Source organism: Candidatus Frankia nodulisporulans (assembly GCF_902806475.1).
In the GTDB taxonomy this organism is placed as follows: Bacteria; Actinomycetota; Actinomycetes; order Frankiales; family Frankiaceae; genus Frankia; species Frankia umida.
This window is the reverse complement of the sequence record NZ_CADCWS010000101.1, coordinates 1-13,859: the sequence shown is the minus strand read 5'-3', so window position 1 is coordinate 13,859 and position 13,859 is coordinate 1. Positions and strand designations below refer to the sequence as shown.

The window sequence follows — 13,859 nt, the reverse complement described above, 5'->3', positions numbered from 1 at the left end:
GGATCGCACGATGGAAAAGGGAAAGCGGGAGACTGTGGCAAAATACCGTCGAGTGGTCGTAAAACTGAGTGGTCGGGCGATTGCCGGTTCCGCCGAATTCGGTTTCGACTCCAACGCGTTGGAACACCTTGCCCGGGAAATCATCGCCGTCCGCCAGTCCGGCGTCGAGGTGGCCATCGTCGTGGGCGGGGGGAACCTGTTCCGCGGCAACCAGTCGGACCGGTGGGGTATCGACCGGGTCGAGGCCGACAACATCGGCATGCTCGGCACGGTGATCAACAGCCTGCTCCTGCGCGGCAAACTGACCGCACTCGGCGAGGACAACCTGCGGGTGATGACGGCGGTTCCGGTGCCCGCGGTGGCCGAACCGTACATCCGGCTGCGTGCTGTGCATCTGCTGGAAAAGGGTGCGACCGTCATTCTCGCCTGCGGCAACGGCCAGCCCTTCCTCACCACCGACTACCCGGCGGTCCAGCGGGCCCTGGAACTTGGCGCGGACGCCGTGCTCGCGGCCAAGGACGGCGTCGACGGGGTCTATGACAGCGACCCGAAGCTCAACCCGAACGCGGAGCGGTTCTCCCATCTCAGCTACGACGAGGTGATCAGCCGTGGGCTGCGGGTGATGGATCAGTCCGCGTTCATCCTGGCCCGGGACTTCGGTATCCCGCTGCATATCTTCGACATCGAGCAGCGGGGCGCGATGACCGCGATCTGTCGCGGCGAGCACCGCGGCACCGTCATCACCAGTTCCGCCCCCGAGGACGGCGTGGCTGGTGTGGACGCCGCCGCGATGGCCGGTTCCACCGAGTCCGTGGGCTGAGCGCCCGGTCAGACCCCTGGGGACCCGACCGGGCGGCCGCCCACCCGGCGTCTCGACGCGCCCCGACGCGCCTCGTCGCTCAGGCCCGGGCCAGATCAGGCCTGAGCGCTCGGACGGCCCGGAAGGTCGATCAGGTGCGGGTGGTCGATCAGGTACAGGTGTAGCTGAGGGCGGAGGAGGTGTCCGTCGCCCGGGCATTGTTCGCGGTGGCGGTGGTGACGGTCTTGAACTGGTTCTGACCGGCGAACGCGCACGGAACGGTCGCGCTTTCGCCGATGCCGGCACCGCCCCAGAACGACTTGCTCACCGGCTCACCGACGTTCGTCCACTTTCCGTTCGCGTACTTCTTCAGCTGGTTGCTGATCGTCATCGATCCGGTGTACCAGCTGTCGCAGACGACGGTGCCGTTGCCGGAGATGGTGGACCCGACGATCGACCCGCTGCCGGTGGGCGGCAGGGCGGAGACGCTGCAGCCGGTTCCGGGCAGGGCCGCCGTGGCGGATGCCGGTGTGGCGGTTCCGATGAAGGCCACCGCCACGGTGCCCGTGGCGCCGATGGCTGCGGTCCGCAGAGCTGTGCGGGTACGGGGCACGGGTTCCTCCTGATGAATGCCGGTACTGCTGGGAACACAGCACTGCGGGAACACAGCACTGCGGGAACACAGCACTGCGGGAACACAGCACTGCGGGAACACAGCACTGCGGGAATGTGGCGCCGCGGGAATGTGGCGCCGCGGGAATGTGGCGCCGCGGGTGGAAGGTCGGCGGTTCAGCCGCGCGGGCCGCCCTGGCCGCCCTGGCCGTGGGTGTAGGTGTAGGTGCGGGTCAGGGGCGGCGGCGGGCCGAAGAAAGTGCTTATGGTGGTGAGGCCGTGCTGGTCGAACGTGGCGACGTCCAGACCGGCGAGTACGACCTGGCCGATGCTGTCGCGCAGCCCCCACTCCCAGCGGGCCCGATCATGGTGGACGTCCACGGCGCTGACCCGCACCGGCCGGTGCCCGGGATAGGGCCCGAGGAACTCCCCGATCAGCGCGCTGAGCGCGTCGACGCCGACCGCGGCGCCCAGCGGGTTCGCGTAGCTCACCTGGTCGGCGCAGCAGCCGGCGAGCAGGCGGGTGCGGGTGTCCGGATCAGGCTGCGCCCAGGCGGTGTACAGGCGGTCCGCGAGCCCGTCCACCCGCGTCTGGACGGAGGCGGGCCCGGTCGCGGCGCTGAACCCGAGGCCGGTCATGGCGCCGGTCGTGGGGCTGGTCATGAGGCGAACCTGCGACGGACCTGGGCGCGCTGCAGCTTGCCGGAAGGCGTCTTCGGCAGCGAACCGGGCGGCAGCACGATCACCGGATGCGGGGTCACACCGAGCGCGGCGCGCACCTCGTCCGCGACAGCCTGGCGCAGCGTCTCATGGTCGTCGCCGCGGGTCTCGAGGGCGACGGCCAGGCCCTCACGGGCGGGCGGGCCGGGCCGTGGGGCGGCGAAGGCGACGATGTTCCCGGCTCGGGCGCCCGGTGCCCGGGCGGCCGCCCGCTCCACGTCCTCGGGATAGATGTTGCGACCACCGAGGATGATCACATCCTTGTGTCGGCCGCAGACAACCAGTTCCGCGTCGGTGAGGTAGCCGAGGTCACCGGTCGCGAGCCAGCCCTCCGGGTCGGCGGGTGGGGCGCTGGCCGGTGACTGGTCGTGGTACGAGGCGACCGAGGTGCCCCGGACCTGCACCTCGCCGACGGTGCGGGCGGGCAGTTCCACATCGGTGTCGGGATCGACGATACGGATCGACAGTCCGGCGATCGGCTCGCCCAGCAGCACCAGCCGCCGGGTTCGGGCCCGGCCACCGGCTGTGGGAGCCTCCGGGTCCGTCTGCTCCAGCGGGTCGCTCGGACGTGCGATGCCGGCGGCGAGGGCGTCGGCGTCGACGTGGTCGTAGCGGGCGCCGCGGCCGAGATCGGAGAAGGTCACCGCGACGGTCGCCTCGGCCAGCCCGTACGCCGGCATGAAGGCCTCCGGATGGAAACCGTGCTCGCCCGCGGCGGCCAGGAAGTCGTCCACGGCGGCCGGGTCGATCGGCTCGCCGCCGCACAGGGCGTAGGCGAGGCAGGACAGGTCGAGCCGCGGACCGGTGCGCAACAGCCGGGCGGCGACAGCGTAGGCCGAGCCGGGTCCGACGGTGGTGGTGGCACGGTGATGGGAGATCTGCTGCATCCAGCTGGCCGGCCGGGCGAGGTAGTCCCCCGGGCTGGAGAGCAGGGTGTCGCAGCGTCCGCAGGCCAGCGGCAGGATGAGACCGCCGATCAGCCCCATGTCATGCGACAGCGGTAGCCAGGACAGCATCCGTCCGTGCACCGCCTCGTGGCCGGTCGCGACCCGGATGCCCTCGATGTTCGCCGCGAGGTTGCCGTGGCTGATCCGGGCGATCTTCGGCGCGCCGGTCGTGCCGCTGGTGAGCTGCAGGATCGCCGGGTCCTCGGGGCTGAGCGTGGGCGGCCGCCACGGCGCGCTCGGCTGGGCGTCGACCACCTCGGCCAGCGACGCCACGATCCCGCCACCGCCGGACAGCGCCGCGATCGCCTGTTCCCAGGGGGCACCGACCAGCACCAGCGGGTCGCCGAGGGCGTCGAAGCGTTCCCGGGAGTCGGCCAGGTAGCGGGCCAGGTCCACGGTGCGCGCCGGTGTCGGGGCGAGCGTCACACTGGCGCCGGCGAACCAGGCGGCCATCGCCGCGGTCACCGTGGCCCGGCTGGTCGAGGCGAGCAGCACGACCGGCCGCCCCGGGCGCACCCCACGTTCCTGCAGGCCGGCGGCGACCCGGCGGGCATCGTCGTGCAGCACGGCCCAACCGACCCGTTCACCGCCGTCCGGCGCGAGGAACGTGACACCGTTCGGACCCGCGCTCGCGCGTTTCATGCGATCCAGCAGATACACCATGGTTGCCGGCTTTCCTTGGACGGATGGGCAGGCGTCGTGTGGTTGTTCGGCGGCCCGCGCGGACGTTCGCGATCAGGGGCCGGCGGCTCGTCCGGTCAGCCTGTCCAGATGCTCCGGGTAGGCGGCCAGGATCAGACGGTCCCAGTAGCGACCGTGATAGTAGTCATGTCCGCGCAGACGACCCTCGAGTTCGAGCGCACCGCCCGCCGCATTCGCCCGGTCGGCGCCGGAGAACTGCGGGTAGTTGAATTCTGGGAGCTCGAAGTACAGTTTTCGAAAAGGCCAGATATCAAAGATGTAACGAACGAAGAGGTTCAGAGCCTCGACCGCGAGCCCGGAGCCGGTGTAGTCCGCCGACACGGCCGCGCCGACATACGCGAACCCGAGGGTGAACTCCGGGTTGTAGCAGATCGCGTGCCCCACCGGCCGGCCCGTCTCGACCGACTCGATCACGAACTGCGTCAGCACGCCCTGCCACAGCTCCTGCTCGAACTGCGGGTAGGACGGCACCGAACCCCGGTAGCGCCAGCGGAAGCCGACGTCCGGCGTGACGGCCAGCTCGTACAGGAACGGCGTGGATGACGGCAGGACCGGCATCAGCCGCAGGAACCGCCCGGCCAGGCACGGCGCCGGCACCGGCATAGGCGCCGGATTCTCCCCGGTCTCGATCGCCCGGACGGGGTCGCCGGAAACGGCCGCTCGGGTGGCTGCCCGCGGGGTGGACGAGGCGGTATCGGCGGCCTGGCCGGCACGATAACTGCCGTACAACTCGCCGATGGTCTCGATCTCCAGCCAGTTGGCCTCGGAGATGTCGGTACCGAGCTCCGCGACGAAAAGACACAGATCAAGCAGGCGGAAGGAATCAAGGCCGAGATCGGCGTGCAGTCGGCTGTCGGCGGTCACCGCTGCGCCGGAAAGACCGAGGCGGCGGGCGACAAGCTGTTCGAATTCGTCCGGTCGGAGCATGATACCTGTTCTGCGGGAACGTAAGGCAAAACGTCAGGACGATTTCGGCCGGGTGGGGTGCCGCTGACGTTAGCAAGGGAGCCGAACGGCCGCAATTTCGCTGACCCGTTTCGGCTAACGCGCCCGGTCGGACCAGGGCCGAAGGGCTGCCCCGTCGGGTGCCACACCGCCGCCCCCGGAGTGCGGCTTCGCGGCCTGGCTCCGGGGGCGGGCGGGATCAGTAGGAGCGGGCGATCAGGGCGACGAGCTCGTCGGCGGGGGTGCCGGGAGCGGGGATCTCGCCGTCGGCGGTCTGCAGGCAGCGAACGGTGAGCGCGTCCTCGGCGAGGCGTGCCTCGCCCTCCTCGCCCACGGCGGACCAGGGAATGCGGGCGAAGCCGGTGGCCGCCGCCGCGGCGGCGTCGGCGATGGTGGTCACATCCGCGGTGCGCTGCTCGCGCAGCGCCACGGCCTCGGCGTACAGGCCCGCCTGGACGTCGTCGAGCGCGGCCGACACGTGGGTGGCGACCTCGGCGAGCGGGACGGGGGTCTTCACCGAGGTGTCTCGGCGCACGACGGTGACGGTGCCGGCGGCGAGGTCACGCGGACCGACCTCGACCCGGACGGGCATGCCCTTGATCTCGGCGTCGGTGACCCGCCGACCGAAGGACAGGCCCGGCCGGGCGTCGAGCCGCACGCGCAGGCCGGCGTCGGTCAGCGACGAGACGAGCTCCCGGGCGGCGGCCACCACCGCCTCGTCGTCGCGCACGGGCAGGACGATGACCTGGGTGGGGGCCAGCCGCGGCGGGACGCGCAGGCCACTGTCATCACCATGCGCCATGATCAGGCCGCCGACCATGCGGGTGGAGCAGCCCCAGGAGGTCGTCCAGGCCAGGTGGCGGACGCCGTCGGCACCGAGGTAGTCGATGTCGAAGGCGCGCGCGAAGTTCTGGCCGAGTTCGTGGCTGGTGGCCATCTGCAGCGCCTTGCCGTCGCCCATCATGCCCTCGCAGGTCATGGTGTTCGTCGCGCCGGCGAACCGCTCACGGCGGGTCTTGACCCCGACGAGCACCGGGATCGCGAGCACGTTGGTCAGGAAGTCGCGGTAGACCTCCTGCGCGATCCGCCGGGCGTAGGCGGCCGCGTCGGCCTCGTCGGCGTGCGCGGTGTGCCCTTCCTGCCAGAGGAACTCGCTGCTGCGCAGGAACAGCCGCGGCCTCAGCTCCCAGCGCACCACATTGGCCCACTGGTTGAGCAGCAATGGCAGGTCACGATAGCTCTGGGTCCACTTGGCCAGATACTCGCCGATGACGGTCTCGCTGGTGGGCCGCACGACGACAGGTTCCTCGAGCTCCTTGCCGCCACCGATGGTGACGACCGCGAGCTCGGGGCTGAAGCCCTCGACGTGCTCGGCCTCCCGGCGCAGATAGCTCTCCGGGATGAACAGCGGGAAATAGGCGTTCTGGGCACCGGCGGCCTTGATCCGGGCGTCGACCTCGGCCTGCATCCGTTCCCACAGGGCGTAGCCGTACGGTCGGATCACCTGCGTGCCGCGGACGGGCCCGTTCTCGGCCAGTTCGGCCTTGGCGAGCACATCCTGGTACCAGCGCGGGAAGTCGGTCGCCCGGGGGGTGAGTACAGCCACCCGTCCACGATATTGCCTGGGCCCGACAGTTCCGCGCCGGGACGGTCCGGCGCCGCGCTGGTCGGGCGTCGGCGGCGTCCTCACCGCGGCGTCGGTTCCTCCGGCGAGCTGCGGGGCGGCTCGCGAAAGACCAGCGAGACGTCGACGTCGCCGTGATGGCTGATCAGGCTCGCGGCCGGTGGGACCAGGATCATCGCGGTCGTCAGGTCGGCGGCGGTGGCACCGGGCGCGAGGGTCAGCTCGTGCCGCACGGCCGGCCCGTCGTCGACGGTGACCACCTCGGCGAGCTTCGGGGGGCGTCCCCCGAAGCCTGGGCGGGGCTCGGGCAGCAGATCGTCGCTGTCGAGGGTGTTCATCTTCGGGCTGTCCTCCGGTGCGTCGATCGAGTGGGCAGGGGCGGCGCGGGGTGGGACGACAGGTGACGCGGGTGACCGGGTGACGCGGGTGGTGCGGTCGACCCCGCGATGGTGGTCCTTGCGTGGTCGACGGGATACTCCTGGCGATCCTGGCCGGGGGTGATCCGGTGGGTCGAACCGCTGGATATCCCTGCGATACTTTCAGCAACCTCGATGTTGCTTGACAGCAAATCACGGGAGAGCCGTGCTGGCTACGGGAGATCTGGGGACGGATCGGACGTCGGGTAACCGCGGCCGAACATCCTGATCATCTGCGTAGCGGCGCGCGTGGCTTGGTCGCTTCGCCGGCTGCATCCCACTGTGTGGCCGGGCGCAGTGGGTCAGGTCAGGGCAGGTGGCACGTGGATGAACATTCGCCGCTGTCGGAACATCCGGTGCGACCATCTCGATGACCTTCGCCGATTCCGAAATGCCACGTTTAGGACGTTCCGCTGCTCATGCGCTCTTCTCGGAGCCACTCAGCGGACACCGTGGCCATCTCGTCAGCGAGCCGGCCATGCCTGGTCGTGTGGGTTGATCCCCAGTTGGGATTACTTTTCGCAATATTGTCGACACACGCCGTCGTAAGTAGGAGGGGTTTCGAGGGGTCAACAGGTCGCAAATCCTCCGACATGGATGTGTTCTGGTTGGTGACTGGTTGGCGTATGCGCCTGTTCATCTTTCGTTCATCCCGAATCGCTTCGATTCTCGCCGGCACCCCGGTCCGGGGGGCGGACGACATTCGGCGCCGGGCTCGGCGTTGGGACGAAGGGTTGCTTGTGAAGCTAGGCAAGCGTCAGGCCGCGGTCGGGGCCGCGATGGTCGCACTGCTCACCGTGGCAGCGTGTGGAACTGACGACAACAACGACGCGGGTGGCACCACCGAGGCGTCGACGAGCGCCAGCGCGATCGCCTGCGCCAAGGGCTCGATCACCGGGTCGGGCTCCTCCGCGCAGAAGAACGCCGTCGACGAGTGGGTGAAGGCATACCAGGACGCCTGCTCCGGAGCGACGATCAACTACCAGTCGACCGGCTCCTCGACCGGTCGCCAGCAGTTCATCTCCAAGCAGGTCACCTTCGCCGGCTCCGACTCGGCGCTCAAGGACCAGCAGAAGACCGATGCCGACAAGCGCTGCGCGCCCGGCACCGCGGTCGACCTGCCGATGGCTGTCGGCCCGGTCTCGCTGATGTACAACCTGTCCGGCGTGAAGGACCTGCAGCTGTCCGCCGAGACGCTGGCCGGGATCTTCTCCGGCAAGATCACCAAGTGGGATGACGCGGCCATCAAGGCGGAGAACAGCGGCGCCTCGCTGCCGTCCGCCACGATCGCCACGGTGCACCGTTCCGACGGCTCCGGCACGACGGACAACTTCACCAAGTTCCTCAAGGGCGCGGGCGGCAGCGCCTGGACGTTCGACTCCGGCTCCGACTGGAAGGCCCCGGGCGGCCAGGGCGCCAAGGGTTCGGACGGCGTCACCTCCACGGTGAAGTCGACCGAGAACTCGATCGGCTACGCGGAGCTCTCCTACGCGGAGAACGCCGGCCTGTCCACGGTCAAGGTCAAGAACGCCGCCGGCGAGTACATCGCGCCGAGCACCGAGGGCGCCTCCCTGGGCCTTGGTACCGCCAAGATCGCGGATGGCGACGACCTCAAGCTGACCTTCGACTACACGACCGCCACCAAGGGTGCCTACCCCGTGTACCTGGTGACCTACGAGATCGCCTGCACCTCCGGCCTGCCGGCAGAGGAGGCCGCGCTGGTCAAGTCCTTCCTGACCTACACCGCCTCGGACGCGGCCCAGAAGTCGATCGGTGACCTCGGCTACGCGCCGCTGCCCGACGCCGTCGCCAGCAAGGTCCGCGCGGTCATCGCGAAGCTCGCCTGAACCACCGCACCACCTGATCCACCGCACCACCTGACCGGCCCGGTCGAACCCGCGGTGGGGACATCGCGCCCCACCGCGGGTTCGTCGGCGTATCTAGGAGAGGACCATGACGACGGAGCCGGACAGCTCGGCGCAGTCCGCCGAGCAGCGGGGGGCCGCTTCGGCGACGGTCCCGCCGACAGACGACCCGGTCGGTGCCCCCGCGAGCGGGCCCACCAGCACCGGGTCGGACCAGCCTGATCACGATCCGGTCGCGTTCACCCGGCCCGCGCCCACGACCACCGGCAAGGCCGCGGTCGGCAAGGCGGACGTGGCCTTCAAGAACCTCACCCGGGCCGCCGGCCTCGGACTGCTCGCCCTGATCGTCGCGATCGCGCTGTTCCTGGTGCTGCGGGCGACGCACGCGCTCGGCGAGAACGACGGGAACTTCCTCAGCACGCAGGAGTGGTTCCCCAACCAGGACCCGCCGAAGTTCGGTGTGGCCGCCCTGTTGTTCGGCACGATCGTCACCGCCGCCATCGCGATGATCATCGCGATGCCGGTGGCCGTCGGGATCGCGCTGTTCATCACCGTCTACGCGCCCCGCCGGCTCTCCTCGCCGCTGGGCTACATCGTCGACCTGCTGGCCGCGGTGCCCAGCGTCGTCTACGGCCTGTGGGGCCTGCTCGTGCTCGCCCCGCACATGAAGGGCATCCAGCTCTGGCTCAGCGACTACCTCGGCTGGATTCCGCTGTTCAGCGCCGACTCGGTGGGCCGTTCGTTCTTCGTCGCCGGTGTCGTGCTCGCGATCATGATTCTGCCGATCGTCGCGGCACTGTCGCGCGAGGTGTTCCTCCAGGTGCCCACCGCGCACCGGGAGGCGGCCCTGGCGCTGGGCGCCACCCGCTGGGAGATGATCCGCACGGCGGTGCTGCCATACGGCAAGCCCGGTGTGATCAGCGCGTCGATGCTGGGGCTTGGCCGGGCGATGGGCGAGACGATCGCCGTCGCGCTGGTCCTGCCCGCCTCGTTCAAGATCTCCTGGAACTGGCTGGAGCCGGCCGGGAACACCATCGCGGCCAACGTCGCGAACGGCTGGGGCGAGGCCAACGACATCGGACGTGGCGCACTGATCGCGTCCGGTCTGGTGCTGTTCGTCGTCACGATGATCGTCAACATCATCGCGCGGGCCATCGTGGCGCGTCGCCGTGACTTCTCCGGGAGCTCCGCATGAGCACCGCGACCGTTCCCGAGCCCACCGTTCCCGGGCCCGCCACCCCCGGCGAGGACCGGCTGAACCTGCGCGGCGAGATCCTGCCCCGCTTCGTGCCGCCGGTGGTCGCCGCCGGCTCGCTGGTCGTCGCCCTGCTGATCTATCTGCTGACGCCGATGGACAGCGAGATCCAGATCGTGCTGATGGCCGCCCTGATCTTCGTGGTGGCGATGACCGCGATCTCCACCAGGGTGGAGGGCCGCCGCCGGGCCCGTGACCGGTTCGCGACCACCCTGGTCTACGGCACCTTCCTGCTCGCGCTGATTCCGCTGATCGCGGTGCTCGCCAGCGTGATCAGCAAGGGTGCGGGCCGGCTCGACATCTCCTTCCTGACCCATTCGATGAACGGCATCGGTGCCCGCGACTCCGGTGGCGGCATCTACCACGCGATCATCGGAACGGTCGAGCAGGTGCTGATCGCCAGCGCCATCGCGGTGCCGTTCGGCCTGCTGGTCGCGATCTACCTGGTGGAGTACGGTCGCGGTCGGATCAGCCGGACGATCAGCTTCTTCGTGGACGTCCTCACCGGCCTGCCCTCGATCATCGCCGGTCTGTTCGTCCTGGCGTTCTGGATTCTGGCGCTCGGCCAGGGCTTCTCCGGTTTCGCCGGTTCGCTGGCCCTGGTCGTTCTGATGATCCCGACGGTGGTGCGTTCCGCCGAGGAGATGCTCAAACTCGTCCCGAACGAGTTGCGTGAGGCCGGCTACGCGCTTGGTGTGCCCAAGTGGCGAACCATCCTGCGGGTCGTCGTCCCGACCGCCCTGCCCGGCATCGTGACCGGTGTCATGCTCGCCGTCGCCCGAGTGTCCGGTGAGACGGCACCCGTGCTGCTTACCGTCTTCGGAACGAACCTCATCAACGCGAACCCGTTCTCCGGTGAGCAGAGTTCGCTGCCCCTGTACATCTACTCGCAGGCCGGCCAGCCCCAGCAGTTCGCGATCGACCGCGCCTGGGCTGCCGCGCTCGTTCTAATCATCATCATCATGGTGCTCAACCTCATCGCCCGGCTGTTCGCCGGACGCAACCGGTTGAAGTGACCCCGACCCGGGCCGGCGGTGCGTACCGCCACTGACGCCGAAGCCGCCGCCGGCCCGCTCCGACGTGCACCACCCAGTCACCCCCAGCGTCCAGTCACTCCCCGCGTCCAGCCAGTTCCCAGCGTCCAGCCAGATCGTGAGTCGAGGTTGTCATGGCCACCCGCATCGAGGTAACCGGGCTGACGGCGTACTACGGCAAGTTCAAGGCCGTATCCGACGTCAACCTGACCATCGAGCCGAAGCACGTCACCGCATTCATCGGACCGTCCGGATGCGGGAAGTCCACGGTGCTGCGCACCCTGAACCGGATGCACGAGGTGCTGCCGGGGGCCCGCGTCGAGGGCAGCGTGCTGCTCGACGGTGAGGACCTCTACGGCGCCGGGATGGACCCGGTGAACGTCCGTCGGACCGTCGGCATGGTCTTCCAGCGGCCGAACCCGTTCCCGACGATGTCCATCTACGAGAACGTCATCGCCGGCCTGAAGCTCAACGGGATCCGCAAGAAGGCTCTGCTGGACGAGCGGGTCGAGGAGTCGCTGCGCGGCGCCAACCTCTGGGACGAGGTCAAGGACCGTCTGAACCGCCCCGGTGCCGGCCTTTCCGGTGGTCAGCAGCAGCGGCTGTGCATCGCCCGGGCGATCGCCGTCGAACCGCAGGTGCTGCTGATGGACGAGCCCTGCTCGGCGCTCGACCCGATCTCGACCCTGGCGATCGAGGACCTCATCAACAAGCTGAAGTCCAGCTTCACCATCGTCATCGTCACCCACAACATGCAGCAGGCGTCCCGGGTCAGTGACTCGACCGCCTTCTTCTCCCTGGAGAAGACCGGCGATCCCGGTCGCCTCGTCGAGTTCGACAAGACCTCGAAGATCTTCACCAACCCGACGGAGAAGCGGACCGAGGACTACGTGTCCGGACGGTTCGGCTGACCACCAGCGAAATCACCGGACAGGACGCCACGATGGTTCCGACGTGGACAGGCTCCGGCCTGTCGGCGGCGGAGCGCGGGCCAGCGGGTGACCGCGGGCCGGCGGGGGAGCGCGATCCGACCGCAGCTGATCATGTGTCGAGCCGTGGGCAGCGGCCGGCCGGGCTGGAACGAAAACAGCCCGCGCCGGTCCTGCTCATCGCCGACTCCGAAGTCGAACAGGACATGCTCGAGGCCATCGTCGATGGCGGCGTGGAGGTCAACCTCGTCACCGACGGAGCCCTGGCACTGCTGGAGATCGGCCTTCACCAGCCCGATGCCCTCCTGATCAGCGCCCGCCTGCCGGTCGTGGACGGCGTGACCGTGGTACGCACCATCCGTAGCGTCGCCGGTCACGACGACCTCCCGATCCTGCTCGCCGTCGGCCCCGACGACCGCCCCGCGGCCGCCGCCGGCCTGGACGCCGGGGCGAGCGCCTGCGTCGGTAAGCCCTACCGGGTCACCGAGGTCCTCGCGATGGTCGGCGGCCTGCGCCCGGACCGTTCCGGCGCACAGACGGCGCGCTCCAACGGCACCGAGGTGCTGCGCGGCGGTCCGGTCCTGCTCGACCGCGCCGCCCATGAGGTGCGCCTGGACGGAACCCTCGTCTCGGTTCCACCCCGGGAGTTCCGCCTGCTCGCCCTGCTGCTGGAGCAGGCCGGCCGGGTGGTGCCCCGCGAGACCCTCCTGCGTGAGGTCTGGGGCTCCGCCCACACCGAGACGAACACGCTCGCCGTCCACGTCCGCCGCCTGCGTCGCCGGCTGGGTGAGGCCGCGGGCGAACCGACCATCATCGAGAGCATCCGCGGCGTCGGCTACCGCTTCCGCGCCGCCCCCGGCTAGCCCACCACCCCTGGTGCCACCGGACGACATCTGTCCGGACGTGCCCAGGTGCCCTGATCGACAGGTAGGTCGCCACCTCCCAGGACCCGTCCAGCCCGGGAGGGCCGGTCAGCCTGGGAGGGCCGGTCAGCCTGGGAGGGCCGGTCAGCTTGGGAGGGCGTAGACACCCGGGGCGACCTGGACGACCAGACCGTCACCGAGGAGCCCGGCCAGCGCCCGGCCACGCTGGACCGGCTCGTCCCAGACCTGGTCGAGCAGTTCCTGGTGGATGGCATGGTCCGCGTCCCGCAGGACGGCGAGCAGCCGGCCGCGGACCTGCCGGTCGGTGCCGGCGTAGCCCTGTGGCCGGCGGGCCGGGCCCGAACCCGGCGGGCTGCCCGCTCGCACCCACGCGCACCGTTCCAGCAGCGGGCAGGCCGCGCAGCGCGGAGCGCGGGCCACGCAGAGCAGCGCGCCGAGTTCCATCAGCGCCGCACTGGTCCGGGCGGCGGTCTCGGGATCGGCGGGGAGCAGGTCGGTGACGCCGGCCAGATCGGCGCGGCTGACGGTGGCCGGCGGGTCGGCGCGCCCCTCGACCGCCCGGGCGTACACCCGACGGACGTTGGCGTCGACGACAGGTTGCCGCTGCCGGAAGGCGAAGGCCGCGACCGCCCGGGCCGTGTAGGTACCGATGCCCGGCAGGGCGAGCAGGGCGTCGAGGTCGGCTGGGATCTCGCCGCCATGACGCTCCACGACCGCCGTGGCGCTCTGATGCAGCCGCAGCGCCCGCCGTGGGTAGCCGAGCCGCCCCCAGGCCCGCACGGCCTCACCGGACGGCTCGGCGGCGAGGGCCGCGGGCGTCGGCCAGCGCGCGAGCCAGGCCTCCCAGACGGGCAGGACCCGGTTGACCGGTGTCTGCTGCAGCATCACCTCGCTGACCAGCACCGCCCAGGGTGTCGTGCCCGGCCGACGCCAGGGCAGGTCACGCGCGGCCCCGACGAACCAGTCGAGCACCAGCTCGCCGAACGCCGTCGATGCGACGGGTGGCCCGGATGCGAGGGGGGTCACGGCTGCGACGGGTCCCGGGGAACCGCTGGTCGTGGTCATCCCGGCCATCGTGCCATCCCGCCCATCGGGCCACCCCGTCGCATCGACGGCGTTCGGCGAGC

13 protein-coding genes are annotated in these 13,859 nt (G+C 70.2%); 6 read left to right on the top strand and 7 right to left on the bottom strand.

Annotated elements, in window-relative coordinates; genetic code table 11:
* The first annotated feature begins 52 nt into the window (after positions 1-52).
* Complete coding sequence (pyrH, locus tag G6R24_RS11335; RefSeq protein WP_244957342.1) at positions 53-820, top strand: UMP kinase; 768 nt, start codon at positions 53-55, stop codon at positions 818-820.
* 148 nt (positions 821-968) lie between these two features.
* On the opposite strand, the gene G6R24_RS11330 is transcribed toward pyrH, so the two are convergent.
* The 6 genes from G6R24_RS11330 to G6R24_RS11305 form a co-directional block, all read right to left on the bottom strand.
* Positions 969-1,412, bottom strand: a complete 444-nt coding sequence (locus tag G6R24_RS11330; RefSeq protein WP_163549216.1) for a hypothetical protein — start codon at positions 1,410-1,412, stop codon at positions 969-971.
* A gap of 176 nt (positions 1,413-1,588) precedes the next feature.
* Complete coding sequence (locus G6R24_RS11325) at positions 1,589-2,074, bottom strand: nuclear transport factor 2 family protein (protein WP_163549215.1); 486 nt, start codon at positions 2,072-2,074, stop codon at positions 1,589-1,591.
* The gene (locus G6R24_RS11320; RefSeq protein ID WP_338083959.1) at positions 2,071-3,720 is read right to left on the bottom strand and encodes a long-chain-fatty-acid--CoA ligase; all 1,650 of its coding nucleotides are present in this window, start codon (positions 3,718-3,720) and stop codon (positions 2,071-2,073) included. Before G6R24_RS11320 ends, G6R24_RS11325 begins: the two co-directional genes overlap by 4 nt.
* 93 nt (positions 3,721-3,813) lie before the next feature.
* Positions 3,814-4,707, bottom strand: a complete 894-nt coding sequence (locus tag G6R24_RS11315; RefSeq protein ID WP_163549213.1) for a phosphopantetheine-binding protein — start codon at positions 4,705-4,707, stop codon at positions 3,814-3,816.
* A gap of 217 nt (positions 4,708-4,924) precedes the next feature.
* Entirely contained in the window at positions 4,925-6,331 is a 1,407-nt protein-coding gene (gene proS, locus G6R24_RS11310; protein ID WP_163549212.1) for a proline--tRNA ligase, read from the bottom strand.
* An 80-nt stretch (positions 6,332-6,411) separates the two neighbouring features.
* Positions 6,412-6,687: a hypothetical protein gene (locus tag G6R24_RS11305; protein ID WP_163549211.1), complete on the bottom strand. Its 276-nt coding sequence runs from the start codon at positions 6,685-6,687 to the stop codon at positions 6,412-6,414.
* A gap of 818 nt (positions 6,688-7,505) precedes the next feature.
* Between G6R24_RS11305 and pstS the strand changes: the two genes are divergently transcribed.
* The 5 genes from pstS to G6R24_RS11280 all read left to right on the top strand — a co-directional run bounded on the left by pstS (position 7,506) and on the right by G6R24_RS11280 (position 12,711).
* Positions 7,506-8,612 (top strand): phosphate ABC transporter substrate-binding protein PstS, encoded by a 1,107-nt coding sequence (gene pstS / locus G6R24_RS11300; protein WP_225438397.1) that lies wholly within the window; start codon positions 7,506-7,508, stop codon positions 8,610-8,612.
* A 106-nt stretch (positions 8,613-8,718) separates the two neighbouring features.
* Positions 8,719-9,825, top strand: coding sequence for a phosphate ABC transporter permease subunit PstC (gene pstC / locus G6R24_RS11295; protein WP_163549210.1), 1,107 nt, complete (start codon positions 8,719-8,721; stop codon positions 9,823-9,825).
* Positions 9,822-10,901: a phosphate ABC transporter permease PstA gene (gene pstA / locus G6R24_RS11290; RefSeq protein WP_163549209.1), complete on the top strand. Its 1,080-nt coding sequence runs from the start codon at positions 9,822-9,824 to the stop codon at positions 10,899-10,901. The genes pstC and pstA overlap by 4 nt, the downstream gene beginning before the upstream one ends.
* 152 nt (positions 10,902-11,053) lie before the next feature.
* A complete protein-coding gene (pstB, locus tag G6R24_RS11285; protein WP_163549208.1) occupies positions 11,054-11,830 on the top strand; it encodes a phosphate ABC transporter ATP-binding protein PstB in 777 nt (258 codons plus the stop codon).
* A gap of 32 nt (positions 11,831-11,862) precedes the next feature.
* Positions 11,863-12,711, top strand: coding sequence for a response regulator transcription factor (locus G6R24_RS11280; protein WP_163549207.1), 849 nt, complete (start codon positions 11,863-11,865; stop codon positions 12,709-12,711).
* A 144-nt stretch (positions 12,712-12,855) separates the two neighbouring features.
* On the opposite strand, the gene G6R24_RS11275 is transcribed toward G6R24_RS11280, so the two are convergent.
* Complete coding sequence (locus G6R24_RS11275; protein ID WP_163549206.1) at positions 12,856-13,806, bottom strand: HhH-GPD family protein; 951 nt, start codon at positions 13,804-13,806, stop codon at positions 12,856-12,858.
* Positions 13,807-13,859 lie beyond the last annotated feature (53 nt).

What these genes read in the sequence shown, in the direction of transcription:
- G6R24_RS11325 (WP_163549215.1), bottom strand. Translation starts at nt 2,074, where the DNA reads ATGACCAGCCCCACGACCGGCGCCATGACCGGCCTCGGGTTCAGCGCC.
- G6R24_RS11315 (WP_163549213.1), bottom strand. Translation starts at nt 4,707, where the DNA reads ATGCTCCGACCGGACGAATTCGAACAGCTTGTCGCCCGCCGCCTCGGT.
- pstB (WP_163549208.1), top strand. Translation starts at nt 11,054, where the DNA reads ATGGCCACCCGCATCGAGGTAACCGGGCTGACGGCGTACTACGGCAAG.
- G6R24_RS11280 (WP_163549207.1), top strand. Translation starts at nt 11,863, where the DNA reads ATGGTTCCGACGTGGACAGGCTCCGGCCTGTCGGCGGCGGAGCGCGGG.
- G6R24_RS11320 (WP_338083959.1), bottom strand. Translation starts at nt 3,720, where the DNA reads ATGAAACGCGCGAGCGCGGGTCCGAACGGTGTCACGTTCCTCGCGCCG.
- pstC (WP_163549210.1), top strand. Translation starts at nt 8,719, where the DNA reads ATGACGACGGAGCCGGACAGCTCGGCGCAGTCCGCCGAGCAGCGGGGG.
- G6R24_RS11275 (WP_163549206.1), bottom strand. Translation starts at nt 13,806, where the DNA reads ATGGCCGGGATGACCACGACCAGCGGTTCCCCGGGACCCGTCGCAGCC.
- G6R24_RS11305 (WP_163549211.1), bottom strand. Translation starts at nt 6,687, where the DNA reads ATGAACACCCTCGACAGCGACGATCTGCTGCCCGAGCCCCGCCCAGGC.
- pstA (WP_163549209.1), top strand. Translation starts at nt 9,822, where the DNA reads ATGAGCACCGCGACCGTTCCCGAGCCCACCGTTCCCGGGCCCGCCACC.